Raw genomic sequence first — 22541 nt, 5'->3', positions numbered from 1 at the left:
TGAGGTTACCTTGAGGCAAATCTACACAGGATTCTCACAACTGGGAAGAGGGTTTCTCTCATAATCACGACACGTGTCATGAGATTCGACGCGGTTTGCGGTATAAAAGTCGACCCATTCCCGGTCAGCGAATCCGGTCCGCGATGCCGGCTCCCGGTCGCAGTGCGGGCCTATTCCCGGCCCCGGCGGGCCTATTCTCGGTCGCGGCGGGCCATGGTCTGCGCGGCGCGGGCCGCGTAGTCCTCCGGGGCGGGGTACCCGACTTCGGTGAGGACGAGTCCTTCGGCGGGCGTGACGAACATCGGCACATCCGGGGTCAGCCCCGCGTCCGCCTCGGCGATGAGTTCCGCGGGACGGGTCACGTCCCAGCTGCCGGAACCGACCTTGATCAGCCCGCCGACGAGCGCCCGGACCATGTGGTGACAGAAGGCATCGGCGCACAGGTCGATGGTGATCACCGCATCCTGATCGCGGACCACCCTGAGTTCATGGAGGGTGCGGATCGTCGTCGCGCCCTCGCGCGGTTTGCAGAAGGGCAGGAAGTCGTGGAGGCCGTGGACCTCACGCGCGGCCTCGGCCATGGCTTCGGCGTCGAGTTCGCCCTTGTGCCGAGGCGTCACCATGGTCAGCAGCGGGTCGATGAAGGACCTGTGATCGGCGAGTCGGTACTGGTAGGAGCGCCACAGCGCGGAGAATCGGGCGTCGAAGGCCTCGGGTACCTCGGCCACGGCGTGGATCACGATATCGAAGAACTCACCCGCGGCGAGGACTCCACGCAATCGGGAGAGCAGAGCCGCCGCGGCGGAGCGGTTCGACCGACCGACGAGCTTGGCGATCGCGTCCTCGCCCAGGTCGATGTGGACGACCTGCCGCCGGGCGTGAACACCGGCGTCGGTGCGGCCGGCAACGACGGTGGCGACCTCGGTGCCGGTGACGCGTTCGAGCCCGGATTCGACCGCGGCCTGGACGGTGCGCAGCCCCGGCTGCTTCGCCCACCCGTGGAAATCTGTGCCGCGGTAGCCCAGATCGATGCGGAAGCGCGTCACGATCGCCTGCCCACCGACGATGAGTTCGCCGAGGTGGAGCCGCCGTCGTCGACGGCCGCCTCGGTGAAGGGTTCGCGGGCTTTGAAGACGTTGTTGAACAGGCGGGAGATCGGGCGCCGGCGCTGCTGGTGATAGCGCTCGACATTCGTGTTGTAGAAGCGGGAAGCCGTGAGGATCCGTTCGGTGAGCACCTGCAGCTGATCATGCAGGAGTTGGATCGTCGTATCGATCTCCTCGTTCGCCACCGCCTGCTGGGATCGGGCGAAGTCCGAGGTCAGCGACCTCTCCGTGAGCGCGGTGGGGATGAGCGCGGCCTCGTTGATCGCCTCGGTGAGGGCGTTCTCGGCGGCGGCACCGCGGTGGTCGAAGGGGGCGCGTTCCGCGGAGGCGAGCGCGAGTTCGAGGGTGGCCAGGTCGTGTCCGGCGATCTGCTGGAGGGTGCCGATATACGCGGGCACGAGTGCGTGGCGGGAGCGGATTTCACCGCCGAGCTGCCGTTTGGCTTCATCGCAGACCGACCGAGCCATCGACAGCTGGTTGAAACGCAGAACCGTGAGGACGACGAAGGCGATGACGAGAGCGGCGATGAGGCAGCCGCCGACGATGAACCAGATCACGGCCGCTCCTCTCGTCTGTCCCTCAACCTGTGCCCGCACGCCGGCGCACACCGCGTCACATCTGTCCGAGGCCTCAGTTTACGCGCGGTTCAGATTCGTCGCGAACAGGCCACCGCCTGGACCCCGCAGCGCCTCCGGCCGAGTGCGGATGCGCACGATTTCGACCAGATGTCGCCGCCTTGTCGCTTTCGGGTCACGTATTCGTCACCGAGCGGGCCTTAGCTGGAAGCCGTGAGAGTAGCGATCATTGCAGAGTCCTTCCTCCCCAACATGAATGGGGTCACCCACTCACTCCTGCGGGTCCTCGACCATCTGGCCGACCGCGGCGACGAGGTCCTCGTCATCGCCCCGGGCACCCGCAGGGATGGCCCGAAGGAGGTCGCCGGCGCCCGCATCGTCCGGGTCCCTTCGATCGCCTTGCCGAAGTACCGACGCGTCCGCGTCGCGCCCGGCGGCGTCACCCGCATCCGCCGCCTGCTCCAGCGCTTCTCCCCCGACGTCGTCCACCTGGCCAGCCCCTTCGTCCTCGGCTGGCGCGGAGTCCTCGCCGCGCAGGCGCTCAACCTCCCGACCGTTGCGATCTACCAGACCGAGGTCCCCGCCTACGCCGCGCGCTACGGCATGCACGGCATCGAAGCCATGCTGTGGAACCATGTCCGCAACATCCATCAGCATTCCTCCCTCACGCTCGCGCCGTCGAGTTACACGATCGACCAGTTGGAAGACCTCGGTGTCGCCGAGGTGGCCCTGTGGGCCCGTGGGGTCGATTCCTCCCGCTTCGACCCCGGTCACCGATCAGAGGCCTGGCGACGATCTGTGGCCCCGAACGGAGAGAAGATCATCGGGTTCGTCGGCCGGTTGGCCGCGGAGAAACAGGTCGAAGATCTTGCCGTGCTCACCGATGTGCCCGGTGCCAAGCTCGTCATCGTCGGTGATGGACCGTGGCGGACCCGGCTGGAGCGGTCACTGCCGCGAGCTCACTTCACCGGCTTCCTCGGCGGGGAGGCCCTGGCACAGGCGGTCGCGAGCTTCGATCTCATGGTCGCCCCGGGTGAGCTCGAGACCTTCTGCCAGACGATCCAGGAGGCCATGGCCTCGGAGGTTCCCGTCATCGCCCCGGCCCGAGGCGGCCCGCTCGACCTCGTCGACTCGTCGCGCACCGGCTGGCTCTACACGCCGAAGGATCTTGGTGCCATGCGCGGGCATGTCGTCGACCTGCTCGGCGACGAGGCGAAACGTCGGGCCTTCGGGGCGGCCGGGCGTGAGCAGGTGCTCTCACGCAGTTGGAAGAGTGTGTGCTCGCAGCTCGTGGGCCACTACTCGCGGGCGATCGAGAATCCGGCTCCGCAGGTGCTCGGCCGCGGGTTCAGTTCGATGGTCGGCACCGGCCTCGCGAATCCTCTCCCCAACTAGGAGAGCTGTGCTGCTGAGCACCCGACGCGCGACATCTGCCGCCGCGACTACCGTTGATCCGCGAGGCTCGCGGTCCAATCGTCGACGGTGAGCACGCGCGCCTGTTTCGGGAACACCTTCTCGGTGAGCACCCGGTGGACTTCCGGGTCACGGTCGGCACAGGCATCGGAGAGCACGGTGAGTTCGAAGTCGAGGTCGGCGGCCTGACGCACCGTCGAGAGCACGACCCCGCTGGTCGCCACTCCGGCCAGCACGAGCGACCTGGCCCCGTACCCGCGCAGCAGCACCTCGAGGTCGCTGCCGGTGAAGGCGCTGATGCGGCGCTTCGTCACGATCGGCTCGCCCTGGTGACGGCCGAGGGTTTCGTGGATGCTCGTCGAAGCATGCGTTTCGACGACGTCGCCGTGAGCGGCGATCTGTGCGAACGAGGACGTCGCCGCCAGCTCCGGGTGCCCGTCCCGCAAAGCCACCCGCACCCACACGACGGGGATGCCGTGCTCACGGGCCGCCGCTACGGCATCACGAGCGCGTTCGAGGACACCGGTGGAGGCGAAGGCGTCGTCTCCGGCGATGCCGTTCTGAAAATCCATCGCCACGAGGACGGTGTCATCGGTGCCGGTCATCATGTCTCCTTCGGTTCGAGGGGATCGTAGGCTTCCCTCCGCCGAGGCTACTCCACACCCCCGATGGTCCGCTGAGTTCGAGCGCGGACAGTCCGAGTGGTCTCAGTCGACGATGCCGCGGGCGTCGAGGGCCCTCCCGGTGTCCTGCGCGTATTTGACCGACCGCAGGATCGCCGGCACCACTCGCGCCTTGATGCTCGAGTCCAATCCCCTGGCGCGGGCTGCCCGTTCGGCCTCTCCGAGCAGCCCGGAGATGTGCGAGATCGCCCGCACCATGAGACTCGCGGTCAGAGCGATCGCCTCGGTGTTCGCACCGAAGAACCGCAGCGGAGCGACGATGACGGCGAAGGTGTCGAGCAGCTGCGCGACCGAAGTCGTCAGCGTCAGCAGCAGGGCGGCCTGCACACAGGAGAACACCGTGCCGCCGACGGCCAGACCCGACTGCAGCGACCCGAAGAGATACTGCAGCCCCATGACGATCGTCACGAGCACGGCGACATAGAGCCAGGTGCGCAGGAAGTACGTCAGCCGCAGACGAGCGGTGAACCCGACGAAGACGAGGACTGCGAACATCGACCAGTTGATGATCGGATCACGGAAGATCAGCGCCACGATGCCGATGACCGCAATGAGTGAGAGCTTCACCCCGGTCGGCACCGCATGCAGCCACCCTCGGGTCGCCGCAACTCTGCCGAAGAGCTGCGGACGTGGTCTGATGCCGGCATTCTTCCGCCAGGTCGTACAGGCACCGTCGGCACCGGTGCGGGCGTCGTCGGCGTGCGCACCCGCCTGGGGGACCTCATTCATGGCGTATCGCTCATGATCATCTGACGGTAGGCGGCGACCGCCTCGGCGGGGGCGGCATCGGCGGCGATGCGGCCGTCCTCGACGACGAGGGCACGTTGGGCGATCTGCGCGAACTCGAGGTCGTGGGTGGTGAGGATGATGCGCACCCCGCGACGGGCGACGAGGTCCTGCAGATGCACGCGCAGCTTCTCCCTGTTGCGCAGGTCGAGCAGGGTCGTGGGTTCGTCGAGCACGAGGATCTGCGGGTCGACGGCGAGCACCGCGGCCAAGGCCACGAGTTGCCGCTGTCCGCCGGAGAGTTCATAGACGCTGCGCTCGGCGAGGTCGGCGATGCCGAGTTCGCCGAGCACGGCCAGGGCCGCGTCCCGCCGCCTGCCCTTCGGCACGGACTTGCGCAGGGAGAGTTCGATGTCTTCGATCGGGGTCGGCATGACGAGCTGCGCGGCCGGGTCGGTGAAGACGAACCCCACCCGCGATCGCACCTTCGCCGGATGCCGATACGGGTCGATTCCGTCGATGAGGACCTGCCCCGCATTCGCGGTGACCAGACCATTGACCAGCTGCAGCAGAGTCGACTTCCCCGAACCGTTCGCTCCGATCACGGCCACGACATCCTCGGTGAGGGTGAAGCTGACGTTCTGGAGGATCGGTCGCACGACGTCGCCGTCGGGGCCCTCGTCGAGGACCCCGACGCCGACATCGCTGAAGCTGATCTCCCGGGTCACTTGACGCCCGGTTCCCGCTCCGCCGCCGAGGCGGCCGCACCGTTGAGGTGCGCACCCGCGGCTGAGTCGACGCCCGCACCGACGAGCGAATCCATGCTCACGCCGCGACGGCGCAGCACATCGGGGAATGCCCGATGGATGAGGACGGCCACCGAGGCGGCGAGGATGTTCTTGATGATGTCACCGGGCCAGTAGGCGAGGTCGGCGACGGCGGCGACGCGAAGCGGCAGATCCGCGTTGATCGACATGCCGAGGATGCCCAGCGGGTGGTTGAGCAGGAGGCTGGCGGCGAATCCGCCGAGGAACAGGGCGATGCCGAGCCTCATCCCCCGGAAGCGACGCACGGCCCAGCGGGCGACGAGCCCGGCGGCCAGGGCGTAGAGAGTGAAGGAGAGGATGTAGCCGGCGCTCGGTCCGGCGAGCACACCGATGCCGCCGTTCATGCCGGAGAAGATCGGCAGCCCGAGCAGGCCGAGGACCACATAGAGCAGGGTCGCGGCCGCTCCCCGCCAGGGTCCGAGCACCATTCCGCACAGGGCGATGGCGAAGGTCTGCAGCGTGATCGGCACACCGGCGGGCCCGACCGGGACCGGGGGCATCATCGCAAAGGCCGCGAGCATAGCGGCGAAGACGGCGATGAGCGCGATGTTGCCGGCACGACCGGCCGAACGAGGACGGGTGATGCCCGCCGAGGCGGTGCTGTGGGCCTGAGACATGAGTACTCCGTTGTTCGTGTTCCACCCGGAGCGCAGCGGGTCTGCATCCGGAAATACCCGAGGCGACCCCAGGTTCCCCACCACTGTAACTGAACAGTGTTCAGGGGCGGAATCCGGGGGTCCTCAAGGTTGCCTCGGCGATGCCTCCACCGTTCGCGTGATCCCCTGTTCAGGTCCCAGGCTTCCCTGCGACGATCACACGATCGGTGGGCCGACGATCATTCCCATTCGATGGTGCCCGGGGGCTTCGAGGTGACGTCGAGGACGACGCGGTTGATGTCGTCGACCTCGTTGGTGATGCGGTTGGAGATCACGGAGAGCACATCGTAGGGGATGCGCGTCCAGTCCGCGGTCATCGCGTCCTCGCTCGAGACCGGGCGCAGCACGACGGGGTGGCCGTAAGTGCGGCCGTCTCCCTGGACGCCGACGGAGCGGACATCGGCCAGGAGGACGACCGGGCACTGCCAGATCTCCCCGTCAAGGCCCGCCTTCGTCAGCTCGGCGCGGGCGATGGCATCGGCCCTGCGGAGGATGGCCAGACGCTCCTCGGTGACTTCGCCGATGATGCGGATGCCCAGGCCCGGTCCGGGGAAGGGCTGGCGAGAGACGATGACCTCGGGCACGCCGAGTTCGCGGCCGATGGCGCGCACCTCGTCCTTGAACAGGGCACGCAGGGGTTCGATGAGCTGGAACTGGATGTCGTCGGGCAGGCCGCCGACATTGTGGTGGCTCTTGATGTTCGCGGTCCCCGATCCGCCGCCGGACTCGACGACGTCGGGGTAGAGGGTGCCCTGGACGAGGAAGGCGATGTCCTCACCCTCACCCTCCTGGGCTTCGAGCACGAGGTCCGCGGCGGCGTTCTCGAACGTGCGGATGAACTCGCGGCCGATGATCTTGCGCTTCTCCTCCGGGTCGGTGACTCCGGCGAGCTGGGAGAGGAACTGCTCACGCGCATCGACGGTGACCAGGCGGACGCCGATCGAGTCGACGTAGTCCTGCTCGACCTGTTTCCTCTCGTCCTCACGCAGCAGACCGTGGTCGACGAAGACGCAGGTGAGCTGGTCGCCGATGGCCTTGTGGACGAGGGCGGCGGCCACGGAGGAGTCGACGCCTCCGGACAGACCGCAGATGACCTTCTTGTCGCCGACGCGGGCGCGGATGAGTTCGACCTGTTCGTCGATGACCGAGGCGTTCGTCCAGTCGGCTTCGAGACCGGCGACGTTGAAGAGGAAGTTCTCGAGGATCTTCTGCCCGTTCTCCGAATGGAGGACCTCGGGGTGCCACTGCACACCGGCGAACCGCTTCTCCGGGCACTCGAAGGCGGCCACGGGGGTGTCCGGGGTGGACGCGAGCACGTCGAAGCCGGCAGGCGCCTCGGCGACGGAGTCCCCATGGGACATCCAGACCTTGTAGGAGCCCGGAGTCTCGGCCAGCAGCGACCCCGTGTCGGTCACCGACAGTGGGGTCGAGCCGTATTCGCGCTTATCGGTCTTCGCCACGCGACCGCCGAGGCTGGTCGACATGAGCTGGAACCCGTAGCAGATGCCCATGGTCGGGATGCCGAGGTCGAACACCGAGGTGTCGAAGCTCGGGGCACCTTCGTCGTTGACGCTCGACGGTCCCCCGGAGAGCACGATGGCCAAAGGGTTCTTCGCGGCGAACTCGGACGCCGGAGCGTCATGGGCGATGATCTCTGAGTACAGGCCCGCTTCGCGGATGCGGCGCGCGATGAGCTGGGCATACTGGGCACCGAAATCGACGACGAGGACAGGGGGCACCTGCGTGCTCTGGGTTTGCGTCATGCTCCAATTCTAAGCGCCGGCGAGGCGACACCCGAATTCGGGGTTTCGCGCGCCCTTCAGCTCTTGGGAGCGACGACGACGGCGGCTTCGAGTTCCGCGTCGACCTGGCGGTGGATACGACGTTCGAGGATGAACGACATCACGGGCACGACGCCGGCGAGCGCGAGGATGAGGTAACGGCCGAGGCTCCAGCGCATCTGCTGGTTGAGCCAGAAGCAGCCGATGAGGTAGACGACGTAGCACCAGCCGTGGCAGATCGCGATGGCCGCGGCGAGGTTGAAGCCGCCGAAGTTCAGGGCCGTGGCCGAGTCCGCGGCGATGAGGTACTTGTAGATCATCTCGACCGTGAGGATGAGCAGCATCGTACCGGTGATGAATGCCATCACCCGGTAGAACTTCAGCGCATTGCGCGCCGAGGTGAAGCGTTTGACGCTCCACACGTTCGACTCATCGAAGTCGGGGCGGGAGTCCAAGGACTCGTGTTCTTCGCTCACGCTCAGTTTCCTCCGGTCGTGCGGGTATCGGTGTTGCTGGTGTCTGCGGTCGTGCTCGTATCGGTGGCCGATCCGGGCTTCTTCCCCGGCTTCTTCCCCGGTTTCTTCCCGGGCTTCTTCCCGCCGTGGCGGTGGGCCGGCAGTCCGGTCAGGCCCGACATCACCTCGGGGTCGATGGCCGAGGAGCCGGCGGGCTTGACGACAACATACTCGACCCGGTTCTCCGGATCCTGAGAATCCTCGCCGAGGCGGCGCCGGACGAAGTCGTCGCGCAGCAGCTGGAACCACATGTAGAGGGCCATGGCGGCGAAGATGATCCATTCGATGGCGTACACCGCCGACTGCAGATCGAATCCGCCCTCATCGCGGGTCGTCGTGGTCGGGACCTGGGCGAGCCCATCGGTGCCCACCGAGGCGGCCGCCCCGTCGGCCTTCTCGGGAATGAGGAAGCCGGAATAGGTGAGCAGATCGGGGAACATGTTGATGATCTGTGAGGTCGAGACCGTGCGCACCTGCCCCTCGGGCAGGTCGTTGCCGGGTTCCGGCCCTTCGATCGGACCGATCCGGGCGGTGAGTTCGACATCGCCCGGCTTCGCACGCGAGGACATGGCGGCATCCTCGTCGGTGGTGAATCCGCGGACGACCGGAATCGCGATCGTCTTCTCATCGGCGCCTGCGGCGCTGACGCCCTCGCCGAGGTGGGCGTCGTCGGGGGCGAACATCGTGACCACCCAGTACCCGGACTCATCGTCCTGCATGCGGCCGGGGACGACGACCTGGGCGTCGGGGATCCAGTGGCCGGTCAGGCTGACCCGCTGGTCGGCGAGGATGCCGGGCATCGGGGCCTGGGCATCCATCACCTCGTTGAAGTCCTTGACCTCGTCGATGCCGGCGGAGTCCGCGACCTCGTTCTTGTGCTGGGCCCGGTCGACCTGCCATGCGGAGAGACCGACGAAGCAGGTGACGAGCACCAGGACGAGGAGCAGGGACCCCAACCATTTGGGGGTCAGAGCCAGGCGGAACAGTTCAGACCACCGAGCCAGTCTGGTAGGGCGAGACGGTGACGTCGACGCGCTGGAATTCCTTGAGGTCGAGGTAGCCGGTGGTGGCCAGAGCGCGGCGCAGGGCACCGGCGAGGTTGAGTTCGCCGATCGCGGTGCGGCCGGGCCCGAAGAGCACCTGCTCGAGGCTGCCGACGGTGCCGAGTTCGACCCGGTGACCGCGCGGCAGGTCCGGGTGGTGGGCTTCGGCACCCCAGTGCATGCCGCGCCCAGGAGCCTCGGTGGCTCGGGCCAGAGCGGTGCCGAGCATGACGGCATCGGCGCCGACGCCGAAGGCCTTGACGATCTCACCGCTGGTGCCCAGCCCGCCGTCGGCGATGACGTGGACGTAGCGTCCGCCGGATTCGTCCATGTAGTCGCGGCGGGCGGCATGGACGTCGGCGACAGCGGTGGCCATCGGGGCGTGGATGCCCAGGGTCTTGCGGGTCGTGGCCGCCGCTCCCCCGCCGAAGCCGACGAGGACGCCGGCGGCACCGGTGCGCATGAGGTGCAGGGCCGCGGTGTAGGTGGCGGCACCGCCGACGATGACGGGCACATCGAGTTCGTAGATGAACTGCTTGAGGTTGAGCGGTTCGGTGTGGGTCGAGACGTGCTCGGCCGACACCGTGGTGCCGCGGATGACGAAGATGTCGACACCGGCATCGACGACGGTCTTGTAGAACTCCTGCGTCCGCTGCGGGGTGAGCGCTCCGGCGACGGTGACTCCGGCCTCACGGATCTGCTCGAGGCGGGCGGTGATGAGTTCGGCCTGGATGGGTGCGGAGTAGAGCTCCTGCATCCGAGAGGTCGCCATTTCGCTGGGCAGCTGGGCGATCTCGGCCAGCAGCGGGGTGGGATCCTCGTACCGGGTCCACAGTCCCTCGAGGTCGAGCACACCGAGTCCGCCGAACTTGCCCAGGGCGATGACGGTCTCCGGCGACATCGCCGAATCCATGGGGGCGCCGATGAAGGGCAGGTCGAACTGGTAGGCATCGATCTGCCAGCTCAGAGACACGTCTTCGGGGTCGCGGGTGCGCCGAGCGGGGACGATGGCGATGTCGTCGAGCGAATAGGCGCGACGGCCGCGCTTGCCTTTGCCGATTTCGATTTCAGAACTCACGCCAACAGCCTATCCCACCACCCTCTGCGCCAGGTCTCAGCCCACTATGAGGAACGCAGCGTCTCCCTCCCAGAACTACCTGACGACGGCTCAGCAACCTCGCGCCAAGTTGCTGGGCCGCCGTCAGGATCCTTCTATGTCTGTCAAGCGGCTTGGCCGATCGAGTTCGTGGCCTCGAGAATGCGATACACAGAACGGGCCAAGTGACGCTTCATGCACCGGATGGTCTCCTTCTTCGTCTTCCCCTCGCCAAGCCGTTTAGCCATGTATGCCTGGGACCTCTTCTGGTGAGAAAGCCGCGTGATGGCCACCATGTACAACGCAGAATTCAACCGACGATCACCACTGCGATTAAGCCGGAACCTCACCACATTCCCCGACGACGCCGGTATCGGGCTGACCCCCGCCAGCTTCGCAAACGCAGCCTCTGAACGCACCCGCCCAGGATGCGACCACGCCAGGTAGAACACAGCCGCGGTGATCGGACCAAACCCCGGCTCAGCCAGCAACACCGCAGCCGGGCTGTCCTTGACCAAAGCTTCGATCCGGGTGGCGTAGTCCTTGATATCGGCATCGACTTCGACGACGCGTTTGGCTAACCGAATCGCTTCCCGACGAGCCTCGGTAAGTGCCACAGACTCGTTCCTGATCCGCCACTTCGCAACCGCGTGGATCTTGACGACCGACAGTTTCCGACGCGCATCCATACCGAGGTCATGAGTACGCAACAGCGCGGTGAGCGCATTGACAGTCCGGGTCTTCTCCCGGGTCATGGACTCCCGCGCCTTGACCAGGACCTGCAGTCCCTGACGCGGCCCATCAGCCTGCCGGGGGAACCGCAGCCGCGACTCATCCATCGACAGGACCGTGCCAGCGATCCGTCGGGCATCGATCCGGTCATCCTTGCCCGTGGCATGCCGGTCACGAGCATTCATGCTGGCGGCCTCGGCGACTGTGTACCCGTTGTCGGCAACATGGTCGGCAAGGATCGCCCCGTAAGTGCCGATACCCTCGATCACCCACAGGGTGTCGAGGTCCCCGCCGGTACGGCGACCGGCCCACAGCAGCGCCCGTTTCAGGCCAGCTTTCGTGGTCGGGAATGCAGCAGTGTCGACGTGCTCACCAGTGTTGGTGAGGACACTGTAGACGTGGTTCTTCGCGTGGGTGTCGACGCCAACGACAAACGCGTATAAATGCGAGATGATAGTCATGACGGTTCGTGATTCTCCTGTGTCAGAACGGATGAGGTCCGACCGTCGAACGGTCGGCTCCGGTCCGGGAGATAGTCACGTCGAAACACTACTGTGATGAGTCACGTTCGGTCAGGAACGGACAACCTTCTGATCAAGTTATCGATGTGGGCCGAGCCGGTGCCGACCGCCCACCGATCATCAGACAGATCCCGACGAGGACATCGTTCGAGTCAGTAGTTCTGCGGGTCATGATGATCGATGGGACGGTCAGTTCCTACTCTGCCAGCCAGTCCCAGACCAGCCACTATCAATACTCACAGTAGTTCTGGGAGGGAGGTGGGCGGCGGCGACGTCCTCAGCGGCAGCGACGAAGGCCCGCACATGCGGCAGGTGCGCCTCCCGGTCGCGCACATGCATGACGACCCGACGCATCGGCACGGGATCGGTGAGGTCGACGGCGACGAGCCCCGGCGGCAGCTGCAGGGTCGACAGCCCCGGCAGCACCGTGATCGCCAGATTCGACGCGACGAGGGCGAGCGCGGCGAAGTCGTCCTCGCAGGCTGCGAAGCTCTTGCGTTCGAAACCGGCCGCCGCGCACGCATGATCGACGACCTTGCTCGACGGACCCGCCCACATGTCATAGTCGACCCAATGCTGGTCTTCGAGATCCTTGAACGGCACTGTCGCCAGCTCCGCGAATTCGTGCCGCTCGGAGACCACAACCCGGTAGTCATCGTCGAAGAGCGGAATCCGCGTCATCTCCGGCAGCCGGGTCTCCCCGCCCTGCGGGACCTCGGCCCGGATCTCGATGAGGCAGTGACTGCGCCGATTCTTCGCCGGTTCGTTGAGCTGGATGTCGAAGCGCAGGTTCGGGTGGTCGCGGGCGACGGATTCGATGATCCCAGGCAGCAGCCGAGCATTGAACGAGGTGAATGCGGCGATCCGCAGTCGGGGACGGCTGACGTTGCGGAAATTCTCGACGAGGTCGTCCAGTCTGGCCACCGAGGTGAACACCTCCCCGGACTCCTCGGCCAGCCGCCGACCGAACTCGGTGATCTCGATGCCGCGGCCCGACCGCCGATACAGGGGTGCGACGACGGACTTCTGCAGGGTCGTGATGTGCTGGCTGACCGTCGCCGGCGTGTAGTTGAGGTTCTTCGCGGCCGCGACCACAGACCCGGTGGCCACGACCGCGCGCCAGATCCGGAGCCGGTTGAGATCCCACATACGTGCATCGTAGCCGGAAACCATTCGGTATCGCCTGATGTTCGTTCACGATCAATTGCTTTTCCCGATTGTTGGCACCCCCGACAATGGAGACGTGCCCCAGGAGATGCGTCTCCCCACCCGCGGGGCTCGCTTCACCCCACTGCATCAGGAGGACAGCCGTGACCGGACCCGAGATCCTCACCATCACCGGCGCCGCCGCCGCGTTGGCGGTCACGCCCGGACCCGAGACGATCCTCACGATCCGCCTGTCGTCCCTGCGGCGGAAGGCCGGACTGGTCTATGCCCTCGGCACGGCCACGGGAACCGTGATCTGGATGGCCCTCGCGCTGACCGGAGTCTCCGCCCTGCTCACCGTCTACCCCGCCGCGGTCCAGGTGCTCAAGATCGGCGGCGGGCTCTACCTCTGCTTCCTCGGATTCCTCGCCGGCCGGCAGGCGCTGCGCCTGCGTCGCGAACTGCATGCGGACTCGGCGACCTCCGAGTCCACAGCCGACCAGACGGACCCACCCGAATCGCCCCTCGACGGCCCGGTCAGCGAGATCGCCACCGCCGTGGAGTCGACCGCCTGGGGTCACCTGCGCTCGTTCGTGTCCTATCGCCGCGGCATCATCTCCTCGCTGAGCAACCCGAAGGTCGGCCTGTTCTTCCTCGCGATCCTGCCCACCCTCGTGCCCGCGTCGCCGAGCGGAGTCGACTATGCGGTGCTCATCGCCCTCATCGTCGGCGTGCTGCTGGCCTATCAGCTCGTGCTCGCGTGCATGGCGAGCCTGGCCGCCTCGGCGATGGCGCACCGCAGCGCCGACTTCTTCATCGAGGCGGCCTCGACCCTCATCCTGTTCGTCATCGGCATCGCTGTCATCGCAATCCCGATCTGAGTGGCCATCCCCGGTCGTCGGAACGGCGCATTCCCTGCGGCCCGGCTCAGAATTCCAGGGGCAGATTGTCGATGAGGTGCGTGCCGCCGACATCCACCGACACGAGCAGCAGGGCCGATCCCCGAAAGTCGTCGGGGCAGGGCCGCAGTGTCGCCGCCTCGACGAGGCTGAGGTAGATGATCTCGAGCATCCCGCGCTCGGTCGCCGATTCGAGGACGGCACGGGCCGCCGATTCGACGGCGCCGGGCAGTCCCCCAGCACCCGTCGACGAACCCGCCGCCACCTCGGCGGCGGTGTCGAGGGCCCGCGGAATCGCCAGGGCACGGTCGCGGTCGACCCCGGAGAGGTATTCGTTGCGACTCGACATCGCCAGCCCGTCATCGTCGCGGATGACGGGCAGACCGATGAGCTCGATATCGAAGTCGAGGTCGGCGATCATCCTCTTGACCAGCACGAACTGCTGGATGTCCTTGAGCCCGAACACCGTGACATCGGGGTCGATGAGGTTGAACAGCTTCGCCACGACCGTGAGCACTCCGTCGAAGTGACCGGGCCTGGCCTCACCTTCGAACACCGCGCCCATGCGCCCGGCGACGACGCGGACTTCGGGCGCGGAAGGATACATCTCGGCCAGGGCAGGAGCGAAGACGAAGTCGACCCCGGCCTCCTCGCACTTGCTCAGATCGGCCTCAATCGGGCGCGGGTACTGGACGAAGTCCTCATCGGCGCCGAACTGCAGCGGATTGACGAAGATCGAGGTCACGACCAGGTCGGATTCGGCCCGGGCGCGGGCCATGAGCGCCTGATGACCCGAGTGGAGGGCGCCCATCGTCGGCACGAGGCCGATGCGCCCGGTCTGCTCGGACCGCCACCGACGCAGCGCCTGGATGCCTCCGACCTCCATCAGTCGAAGCCCCTCTCCGGTTCGGGGAAGATCCCGGACCGGACTTCGTCGACATAGGTTCCGACCGCCTCGGTGAGCACGGAATGCAGGTCGGCATAGCGCTTGACGAAGCGCGGGGCCCGCCCCGTACTCAGCCCGGCCATGTCCTGCCACACGAGCACCTGCGCGTCGCAGTCGGCGCCCGCTCCGATGCCGATGGTCGGGATCGTGAGTTCGGCGGTGACCTGCCCGGCCAGGGCGGACGGGACCATCTCCATGACCACGGAGAACGCTCCGGCAGCGGCGACCGCGCGGGAGTCGTCGAGAAGCGCCGAGCCCGCCTCCCCGCGACCTTGGACCTTGTATCCGCCGAGGTTGTGCTCGGCCTGCGGGGTGAAGCCGATGTGCGCCATGACAGGGATGCCCGCCGCCGTGATCGCCGCGATCCGCGAGGCCATGCGCGCCCCGCCTTCGAGTTTGACCGCGTGGACTCCGGCTTCCTTCATGAACCGCACAGCCGTGGCCACGGCCTGTTCGTCGGAGATCTCATAGCTGCCGAAGGGCAGGTCGGCGACGATGAGTGCGCGCGTCGTCGCCGAGGCGACTGCACGAGCCAGGGGAATGAGCTCGTCGACGGTCACCGGCAGGGTCGTGGCGTGGCCGTAGACGTTGTTCGCCGCGGAATCGCCGACCAGCAGCGCCTCGACGCCGGCCTGCTCGAACAATGCAGCCGTGTACTGGTCGTAACTGGTCAGCATCGCCCACCGCCGGCCCGCGGACTTGGCTCTGATGAGATCGAGAGTGCGGATTCGCCGAGGCGGGGCCGCGGGAGCGCCGCTTCGCCCGGTTCCCGACGGGGTCGACTGACCTCCGTACGGAGCCGGTTCCTCGGCGGATGATGTGGACGATTGCTGGTTCGGGTGTGCCGCGTCGGGCATGAGGATCCTTCGGATATGCGATGTCGTCGGTGCGGGCGCGGGCGGGTCGAGCCCGAAGCTCCGGTGAGGAGCCTCGGTCACTCTCACGGGGCGACCACCGCAGTGCACATCGGCTCGGATTGCGAGCCCGACCACAGCCTAGGCCATCCCCTGCCCCACGGCTATCACAAGCCCCCGGCAACAGCACCTCCACGCAGAACTCGGCCCGCTCCGCCGCCCGCGACACGACCGGCACGGAGTTGTGCATTGACCAGCGACGGGATTAAGCTCAAATCTGCGCAAACAATTAAACGCACAAGTGCGCAAAACATGTCGGGCGGTGTCTCGCGCTCCTCGCGCACCCGCAGCCCACCACAGCGAAGGACGATGATGACTACGACAGCCTCGATCGAACTCACCCTCAAGGACATCTCCGCCACGGGGGCCAACGACGACATGTGTTCGACGGAGCTGCTCGATGCCCCGTGGGACGTCGACGAACGCCCCGGCTACGGTCCCGGCGCCTCGCTGGCCGACACGATCCCGGCCGCCGCCCCACGTCAGGGTGAGATCCCCGAGGAATACAAGCAGGCCTCCGCCGAAGAGCTCGATGACCGCATCCGCAGGGCCAAGGAGAGCCTCGGCGATCGCGTCGTTCTGCTCGGCCACCACTATCAGCGGGTCGAGGTCGTCGAGCACGCCGACTACATCGGCGACTCGTTCATGCTCGCCCGGGCCGCGCAGAACCATCCGGAGGCCGAGGCGATCGTCTTCTGCGGCGTCCACTTCATGGCCGAGACCGCCGACCTGCTCTCGCAGCCGAACCAGTCGGTCATCCTGCCCAACCTCGCCGCCGGCTGCTCGATGGCGGACATGGCCTCGATCGATCAGGTCGAGGACTGCTGGGAACAGCTCGCCGAGGTCTTCGGCACCGAACCCGATGAGCACGGCCGCGTCCCGGTCGTCCCCGTCACCTACATGAATTCCTCGGCCGCGATCAAAGGTTTCTGCGGCCGCAACGGCGGCATCGTGTGCACCTCGTCGAACGCCGAGGTGGTGCTCGAGTGGGCGTTCGAACGCGGGCAGCGCGTCCTGTTCTTCCCCGACCAGCACCTCGGCCGCAACACCGCCGTGAACATGGGCATCGGTCTTGATGAGATGCCGCTGTGGAATCCGGCCCGTCCGCTGGGCAACAATGACGAGCAGACGCTCACCGACGCCCGCGTCATCCTCTGGCAGGGCTTCTGCTCCGTGCACAAGCGCTTCACTCCCGCCCAGATCGACAAGGCTCGGAACGAGCACCCGGATGTCCGCGTCATCGTCCACCCCGAATGCCCGCGCGAGACCGTGGCCGCCGCCGATGAGTCCGGGTCGACCGCGTACATCACGAAGGCCATCGCCGAGGCGACCGAACCGACGACATTCGCCATCGGCACCGAGATCAACCTCGTCCAGCGGCTGGCCGCCGAGCACCCGCAGCATACGATCTTCTGCCTCGATCCCGTCATCTGCCCGTGCTCGACGATGTATCGCATCCACCCCGGCTACATCGCCTGGGTGCTCGAATCGCTCATCGCCGGACGGGTCGTCAACCAGATCTCCGTCGACGCCGAGGTGGCCGATCCCGCCCGTGTGTCCCTGGAACGGATGCTCGCCGCGAAGCCGCGGATCTGATGAGCCGCGTCATCATCGCCGGCTCCGGGATCGCCGGTCTCACCTGCGCCCTGCGTCTGGCCGGCCGCCACGAGGTCACCGTGGTCACGAAGGGCAGCCTCGGTGAGTCGAACACCGCGTGGGCGCAGGGCGGGATCGCCGGGGTCGTCGGCCCCGATGACACCGTCACCTCCCATGTGGCCGATACGCTCACCGCCGGTGCCGGGCACTGCATCGACGAGGCCGTCGAGGTGCTGTGCTCCTCCGGTGCCGATGCGCTGTTCACTCTCGCGGCCGCCGGTGTCGAGTTCGACCGGGACGAGACCGGAGCCTGGGCGCGCGGCATGGAAGGCGCCCATTCCTTCGCCCGCATCTTCCACGCCGGCGGGGACGCCACCGGCCGTGAGATCGCCTCCGCGCTCACGGCCGCCACCCGCGCCGAGGCGGCCGCCGGGCGGCTCCGCCTGCTCGAAGACACCATGCTCGTCGACATCTCCACGACCGGCGAGCGCGAGGGCTGCCCCATCCGCGCCTCCGGAATCACCGTGCTTCGGGACGGACGTCTCGAACGACTGAGCGCCGATGCCGTCGTACTCGCCACCGGCGGTGCCGGGCAGCTCTTCGCCCACACGACGAACCCGGATGCGGCGACCGGTGACGGCCTGGCCGCAGCCCTCCGTGCCGGCGCCGAGGCCCGTGACCTCGAGTTCTTCCAGTTCCATCCCACCGCTCTGGCCGGTCCCGGGTTCCTCATCTCCGAAGCCGTCCGCGGCGCCGGTGCCCTCCTCCTCGACGAGCAGGCCCGCCGGTTCATGCCGGAGATCGACAAGCGGGCCGAGCTCGCCTCCCGTGATGTCGTCGCCCTCGCCCTGCACCGACGGTCGGCCGCTCAGCACGGTCGGCCCTGCGTCCTCGATGCCCGGGCCGTCTCCGAGGCGGCCGCCCGGTTCCCGAGCATCACCGCCGGCCTCGCCGCTCATGGTCTCGATCTGTCCCGAGACCTCATTCCGGTCACCCCGGCCGCTCACTACTTCATGGGCGGGGTGAGCACCGATCTCGAGGGGCGAACGACCCTCGCGGGCCTCTTCGCCGTGGGCGAGGTCGCCTGCACCGGGGCCCACGGCGCGAACCGCCTGGCCTCGAACTCGCTGCTCGAAGGCGCGGTCTTCGGCGCTCGCACGGCCGATGCGATCGACACGGATCGCCCCAGCGCCGTCGGGTCCGCAGAACACCGGCCCGGCCTCCCCCGCCTCGCCGGCCTCACTCGCCCCGAGTTGCAGGCTCTGACCTGGGATCATCTGGGCGTGGAGCGCACCGCGGGCGGCCTGCGCACGCTGCTCGGCCGCCTCGGCGAGGTCTCTCGGGACCGGGCCGGCACGGTGAACCGCGAGCACGAAGTGTTCGCCCCCGGAGTGGAGATCACCGCCGACCCACGCCGGCACACCACGATCGTCGAGCGCATCGAAACCGCGAATCTCACTCTCATCGCCGAGCACATGGCTCATCATGCGCTGGCACGTGAACACAGCCTCGGGGCGCATACTCGCACCGATGCCCCGCTCTCGAGCCCGGCGCCCGGCGTCGCCCGGCCCACCGGTGCCGCCACAGACCCGACCCCGCCCCGCCTGCTTGAGGAGGCCGCCGCATGCTGACCGCCGCGACCATCGATTCCGCGCTCCGCCTCGCCCTGGATGAGGACGCCCCCTGGGGCGACATCACCGGGGAGGCCTTCATCCCGGCCGGCGCCGCGGCTCGGGCCGATCTGCGGGCACGCGAGGACGGGGTGCTCGCCGGCATCGACGTCTTCGCCCGCGCCTTCACCCTCGTCGATCCGTCCGTCGCGATCGACCTGCACGCCGCCGACGGTGATGCCTTCACGGCCGGTGAGGTGCTCGCCACGGTCTCCGGCCCTGCCAGAGCGGTGCTGCAGGCCGAGCGGATCGCCCTGAACTTCTGCCAACGGATGAGCGGAATCGCGTCTGTCACCAGGCGCTTCGTCGATGCCGCCGGTGGTCGGGCGCGGATCGTCGACACCCGCAAGACCACTCCGGGCCTGCGGGCGTTCGAGAAGCATGCGGTGGTCTGCGGCGGCGGGCACAACCACCGGTTCGGGCTCTCCGATGCGGTCATGGCCAAGGACAATCATCTCGCCGTCCTCACCGGCGAGGGACTCAGCGTCGCCGAGGCGATCCGGCAGGCCCGCACCCGCCTGCCGCACACGACGAGGATCGAGGTCGAGGTCGATCGCCTCGACCAGGTGCCCGCGGTGCTCGAGGGAGGGGCGGACATCATCATGCTCGACAACTTCACCCCGGCTCAGCTGCGCGAGGGAGTCGAACTCATCAGCGGTCGCGCCGTCGTCGAGGCCAGCGGCAACGTCACTCTCGACACGATCCCTGAGATCGCCGCCACCGGGGTCGACGTCATCTCATCCGGGGCGCTGACGCACAGTGTCCGCTCGATCGATCTCGGTCTCGACCTCGTGCTGACGAATCCTGCGGGGAACTGAGATGAGCCGACGCCTCTACCTCGACACCGCGGCCGCGGCTCCCGTGCGGCGGGAGGCCCTCGAGGCAGCCTGGCCGTACCTGGCCGGTGCCTTCGGCAACCCGTCGAGCCACCACGAATTCGGGCGCGGGCCCGCCGAGGCCCTCGCCGATGCCCGGTCCCGCGTCGCCGCGGTCCTGGGGATGCGGGCCACCGACATCACCTTCACCAGCGGCGGCACGGAAGCGGACAATCTCGCGATCCTCGGCATCGCCCTCGGCGCACAGACGCAGGGCCAGTCGGACGGGACCCCACGGCCGCCTCGGCGACATATCGTCACCTCGGCGATCGAGCACGAGGCGGTGCTCGCCTCGGCGGAGTTCCTCTCTCGCGTCCACGGCTTCACCATCACCGAGGTGGACCTGCACCCCGATGGGACCGTGACGCCCGAGGCCCTGGCCGAGTCCATCCGTCCGGACACCACGCTGGTGAGCCTCGGCTACGCGAACAACGAGATCGGAACGGTCGCTGACATCCCGGCTCTCGCCGCGGCCGCGCACGAGGCGGGTGCCCGTTTCCACACGGATGCGGTGCAGGCCGCCGGGTGGCTGCCGCTGTCCGGACTCGGCGTCGATGCGCTCACGCTGGCCGGGCACAAGGTCGGGGCGCCGAAGGGCATCGGAGTGGCCGCGATCCGCGCCCGCGTTCCCGTCGAACCGCTCATCCACGGCGGCGGGCAGGAGGCGGGACGCCGTTCGGGCACGGAGAACGTGGCCCTTGCCGTCGCCTTCGCCACCGCCTTCGAACTCGCCGAGGCGGAGCGGACCGAAGCCGCCGCCCGTGTCCGAGCCATCCGCGATGAGTTCATCGCCGCGATCCTGGCAGCGGTTCCGGGCGCCTTCCTCACCGGCAGTCCGGACGCACGGACACCGAACCACGCGTCGTTCTGCTTCTCGAACACCTCCGGGGAGGCCGTCCTCCTCGAACTCGAGCGCCTCGGTGTCACGGCATCGAGCGGATCGGCCTGCGCGGTCGGGTCCGATGAGGCCTCGCATGTGCTCACTGCGCTGGGCATCGAGGCCGACGTCGCGCAGACCAGCGTCCGCTTCACCTTCCCATCGACCATCACAGCGGACCAGGGTCGGGCCGCTGCCCTGGCTGTCGCAGAAGCCGCCGAGAGCCTCGCCGTCAGCTACACGTGATTGTGTCCACTCTCACACTCACCAGGCGAGACGCCCCTATCATTATCTGCTCGTCGGGGAGAAAATAGGATCACGCATTCGTACCGGGTGTGAGGGGGCCACCATGGATCTGCTGATTCTATTCATGATTGCCGTGATGTTCTCGACGATCGTGTTCTTCATCGGGCGATACGCCTGCCCGAGACATGATCGCGTCCCTCTCATGGAGGTCGACCACGTGCTCCTGTGGACCACGCTGCGCCGCGGATGGCATGCGCTCGGGTCGTTCGGACCGATCACCCATTACCCTGAGGATCCTTCGGGTTCGGCTCGCGCCTGAGTTGTCGCTCGCGCCTGCCGCTGATCGACAGGACTGTCCCTGTTGTTAGAGTGACAGGGTGACGTCCTCCTCTCCGAATCCGCGCCGGTCCCCGATGGGCGAGTTCGCTGCGCTCGTGTTCGCGGTCGTCTCGGTCCTCGTGTTCATCGGTTTCGCCGTCTGGTTCTGGGTTCAGGCTCCGGACACCGTCGCGAGCCACTTCGATTCCTCGGGACAGCCCGACGACTGGTCGTCGAAGGCGGGCACGCTGGGCTGGCTCGTGCCGATCGGCGTCGGTCTTCCCCTGCTCTTTTCGAGCCGCTGGATCTGGGAGAAGCTTCCGAGTTCCATCATCAACATCCCGTTCAAGGACTACTGGCTGAACAGCGGCGAGCACACCTACCTCTATGACTGCCTCATGCAGTTCATGCGCATCACCGGCGGCGCCCTGGCACTGCTGCTGACGTCGGTGCTTGTGATGATCATGCGCGAAGGGCGCGGGGCGACGATGCCGACGGGGATGACGTTCATTCCCACAGGCGTCTTCCTCATCATCACCGCCGCGGCTCTCATCAACCTCGTCCGCCGGCTCAGCCCGCCGAGGTGAGCCCGCCCTGCGGCAGGAAGACGGAGGCGTCCCAGTTCTGCATCGCGTGTGCCGAGGCCCAGAAGTGCAGTTCGTAGACACATGCCTGTTCGAACGCCGCCCGCATCCGTGCCGCCTCCTCGTCCGGGGCCTTCGCGAGTTCCTGTTCGAGGATGACCACGGCATGACGGGTCGATTCGTCGAACTCCGGTGAGTCATAGGTCTGCACCCAGGTCCGGTACGGGTGGTCATCGGCCATCTGACCGGCCTGCTCGACGAGCACCTTGCCCATGTGGGCGTATACCCAGAAGCACGGCAGCACTCCGGCGACGCCTTCGCCGTAGGAGCGGCTGGCGGCCGTGGCGATGAGGAACGAGACGTAGCCGAGCGCCGTCGGTGAGGCCTTGGCGCCCGCGCTGCCGCCGGTGAGTTCAGCATGTGCGGCCGCCAGTCGCGAATCGGCGAGCAGCTCTTCGTGCATGCCTTCCTCGACCGTGATCGCCTCGGCTGCCGAGCCGGCCCAGAAGCGTGACTCGTCGCGGTCGACGGTCTTTGCGGCGAGGAAGGACATCGCCTTCGCGTAGCCGTTGAGGTAGATGCCGTCCTGGATGATGTAGTTCGTGAACGCCGTGACGTCGAGGCTGCCGTCGGCGAGCTGGGCGAGGAACGGCAGGTCTTCGATCTGTTCGATGATGGGGCGGACACGGTCCCAGAGCTGAGCGGTCTGGGGTCCGGCAGAGAAATCGACGGTCATGGGAACTCCTATGTACTCGTGTGACGTGCGGTTGTGATTCGTGTTGGTCAGATGGGGTGC

At 67.4% G+C, this 22541-nt stretch carries 23 protein-coding genes; 8 read left to right on the top strand and 15 right to left on the bottom strand.

Features of this window, described 5'->3' with window-relative positions; translation table 11 throughout:
- Positions 1-191: 191 nt before the first annotated feature.
- Positions 192-1046, bottom strand: a complete 855-nt coding sequence (gene truA / locus ACSE4D_RS13160) for a tRNA pseudouridine(38-40) synthase TruA (protein ID WP_425120233.1) — start codon at positions 1044-1046, stop codon at positions 192-194.
- Positions 1043-1663, bottom strand: a complete 621-nt coding sequence (locus ACSE4D_RS13155; protein WP_425120234.1) for a LemA family protein — start codon at positions 1661-1663, stop codon at positions 1043-1045. Before ACSE4D_RS13155 ends, truA begins: the two co-directional genes overlap by 4 nt.
- Positions 1664-1894: 231 nt before the next feature.
- Here ACSE4D_RS13155 and ACSE4D_RS13150 point away from each other — a divergent pair, with 231 nt between their 5' ends.
- A complete protein-coding gene (locus tag ACSE4D_RS13150; protein WP_436326076.1) occupies positions 1895-3076 on the top strand; it encodes a glycosyltransferase family 4 protein in 1182 nt (393 codons plus the stop codon).
- Positions 3077-3123: 47 nt separating this feature from the next.
- Here ACSE4D_RS13150 and ACSE4D_RS13145 read toward each other — a convergent pair whose 3' ends face one another.
- From ACSE4D_RS13145 to ACSE4D_RS13100, 10 genes are all read right to left on the bottom strand, one after another.
- Positions 3124-3702: a cysteine hydrolase family protein gene (locus ACSE4D_RS13145; RefSeq protein ID WP_240689861.1), complete on the bottom strand. Its 579-nt coding sequence runs from the start codon at positions 3700-3702 to the stop codon at positions 3124-3126.
- Positions 3703-3801: 99 nt separating this feature from the next.
- Positions 3802-4506: an energy-coupling factor transporter transmembrane component T family protein gene (locus tag ACSE4D_RS13140; RefSeq protein ID WP_240689863.1), complete on the bottom strand. Its 705-nt coding sequence runs from the start codon at positions 4504-4506 to the stop codon at positions 3802-3804.
- The gene (locus ACSE4D_RS13135) at positions 4503-5231 is read right to left on the bottom strand and encodes an energy-coupling factor ABC transporter ATP-binding protein (RefSeq protein ID WP_135540254.1); all 729 of its coding nucleotides are present in this window, start codon (positions 5229-5231) and stop codon (positions 4503-4505) included. The genes ACSE4D_RS13140 and ACSE4D_RS13135 overlap by 4 nt, the downstream gene beginning before the upstream one ends.
- Positions 5228-5947, bottom strand: a complete 720-nt coding sequence (locus ACSE4D_RS13130; protein ID WP_135540256.1) for a biotin transporter BioY — start codon at positions 5945-5947, stop codon at positions 5228-5230. The genes ACSE4D_RS13135 and ACSE4D_RS13130 overlap by 4 nt, the downstream gene beginning before the upstream one ends.
- 218 nt (positions 5948-6165) lie before the next feature.
- Positions 6166-7749: a glutamine-hydrolyzing GMP synthase gene (gene guaA, locus ACSE4D_RS13125; RefSeq protein WP_135540257.1), complete on the bottom strand. Its 1584-nt coding sequence runs from the start codon at positions 7747-7749 to the stop codon at positions 6166-6168.
- A 56-nt stretch (positions 7750-7805) separates the two neighbouring features.
- Positions 7806-8243 carry a DUF3817 domain-containing protein gene (locus ACSE4D_RS13120; protein ID WP_135540259.1) on the bottom strand — a complete coding sequence of 146 codons (438 nt, stop codon included), beginning with the start codon at positions 8241-8243 and terminating at the stop codon, positions 7806-7808.
- A gap of 2 nt (positions 8244-8245) precedes the next feature.
- Positions 8246-9238 carry an SURF1 family protein gene (locus tag ACSE4D_RS13115; RefSeq protein WP_135540261.1) on the bottom strand — a complete coding sequence of 331 codons (993 nt, stop codon included), beginning with the start codon at positions 9236-9238 and terminating at the stop codon, positions 8246-8248.
- 31 nt (positions 9239-9269) lie between these two features.
- Positions 9270-10403, bottom strand: a complete 1134-nt coding sequence (locus tag ACSE4D_RS13110) for a GuaB3 family IMP dehydrogenase-related protein (protein WP_135540263.1) — start codon at positions 10401-10403, stop codon at positions 9270-9272.
- A 143-nt stretch (positions 10404-10546) separates the two neighbouring features.
- The gene (locus ACSE4D_RS13105) at positions 10547-11614 is read right to left on the bottom strand and encodes an IS110 family transposase (RefSeq protein WP_135540265.1); all 1068 of its coding nucleotides are present in this window, start codon (positions 11612-11614) and stop codon (positions 10547-10549) included.
- Positions 11615-11863: 249 nt separating this feature from the next.
- Positions 11864-12823 carry a LysR family transcriptional regulator gene (locus tag ACSE4D_RS13100; RefSeq protein WP_426937297.1) on the bottom strand — a complete coding sequence of 320 codons (960 nt, stop codon included), beginning with the start codon at positions 12821-12823 and terminating at the stop codon, positions 11864-11866.
- 161 nt (positions 12824-12984) lie between these two features.
- Between ACSE4D_RS13100 and ACSE4D_RS13095 the strand changes: the two genes are divergently transcribed.
- Complete coding sequence (locus ACSE4D_RS13095) at positions 12985-13701, top strand: LysE family translocator (protein ID WP_240689864.1); 717 nt, start codon at positions 12985-12987, stop codon at positions 13699-13701.
- 46 nt (positions 13702-13747) lie between these two features.
- Here the strand turns inward: ACSE4D_RS13095 and panC are convergent, their stop codons facing one another.
- Positions 13748-14605 (bottom strand): pantoate--beta-alanine ligase, encoded by an 858-nt coding sequence (gene panC / locus ACSE4D_RS13090; RefSeq protein WP_135540272.1) that lies wholly within the window; start codon positions 14603-14605, stop codon positions 13748-13750.
- Entirely contained in the window at positions 14605-15522 is a 918-nt protein-coding gene (gene panB / locus ACSE4D_RS13085) for a 3-methyl-2-oxobutanoate hydroxymethyltransferase (protein WP_135540274.1), read from the bottom strand. The genes panC and panB overlap by 1 nt, the downstream gene beginning before the upstream one ends.
- Before the next feature lie 369 nt (positions 15523-15891).
- Here panB and nadA point away from each other — a divergent pair, with 369 nt between their 5' ends.
- The 6 genes from nadA (at position 15892) to ACSE4D_RS13055 (ending at position 21748) form a co-directional block, all read left to right on the top strand.
- Positions 15892-17175 (top strand): quinolinate synthase NadA, encoded by a 1284-nt coding sequence (nadA, locus tag ACSE4D_RS13080; protein ID WP_135540471.1) that lies wholly within the window; start codon positions 15892-15894, stop codon positions 17173-17175.
- On the top strand, positions 17175-18806 hold the full coding sequence (gene nadB / locus ACSE4D_RS13075) for an L-aspartate oxidase (RefSeq protein WP_135540277.1): 1632 nt from the start codon (positions 17175-17177) through the stop codon (positions 18804-18806). Before nadA ends, nadB begins: the two co-directional genes overlap by 1 nt.
- Positions 18800-19663 (top strand): carboxylating nicotinate-nucleotide diphosphorylase, encoded by an 864-nt coding sequence (gene nadC, locus ACSE4D_RS13070; RefSeq protein ID WP_135540280.1) that lies wholly within the window; start codon positions 18800-18802, stop codon positions 19661-19663. The genes nadB and nadC overlap by 7 nt, the downstream gene beginning before the upstream one ends.
- A 1-nt stretch (position 19664) precedes the next feature.
- Positions 19665-20843: a cysteine desulfurase family protein gene (locus tag ACSE4D_RS13065; protein ID WP_135540283.1), complete on the top strand. Its 1179-nt coding sequence runs from the start codon at positions 19665-19667 to the stop codon at positions 20841-20843.
- 103 nt (positions 20844-20946) lie between these two features.
- A complete protein-coding gene (locus tag ACSE4D_RS13060; RefSeq protein WP_135540285.1) occupies positions 20947-21162 on the top strand; it encodes a hypothetical protein in 216 nt (71 codons plus the stop codon).
- A gap of 58 nt (positions 21163-21220) precedes the next feature.
- Entirely contained in the window at positions 21221-21748 is a 528-nt protein-coding gene (locus ACSE4D_RS13055) for a DUF1648 domain-containing protein (protein ID WP_240689867.1), read from the top strand.
- Here the strand turns inward: ACSE4D_RS13055 and ACSE4D_RS13050 are convergent.
- Positions 21732-22481, bottom strand: coding sequence for a TenA family protein (locus ACSE4D_RS13050; RefSeq protein ID WP_135540288.1), 750 nt, complete (start codon positions 22479-22481; stop codon positions 21732-21734). The two genes, ACSE4D_RS13055 and ACSE4D_RS13050, sit on opposite strands and share 17 nt — an antisense overlap.
- Positions 22482-22541: the final 60 nt, after the last annotated feature.

The sequence above is a fragment of the Brevibacterium sp. FAM 27836 genome (assembly GCF_051351055.1).
Classification (GTDB): domain Bacteria; phylum Actinomycetota; class Actinomycetes; order Actinomycetales; family Brevibacteriaceae; genus Brevibacterium.
The sequence above is the reverse complement of the archived record's forward strand: the minus strand, read 5'-3'. Positions and strand labels throughout refer to the sequence as shown.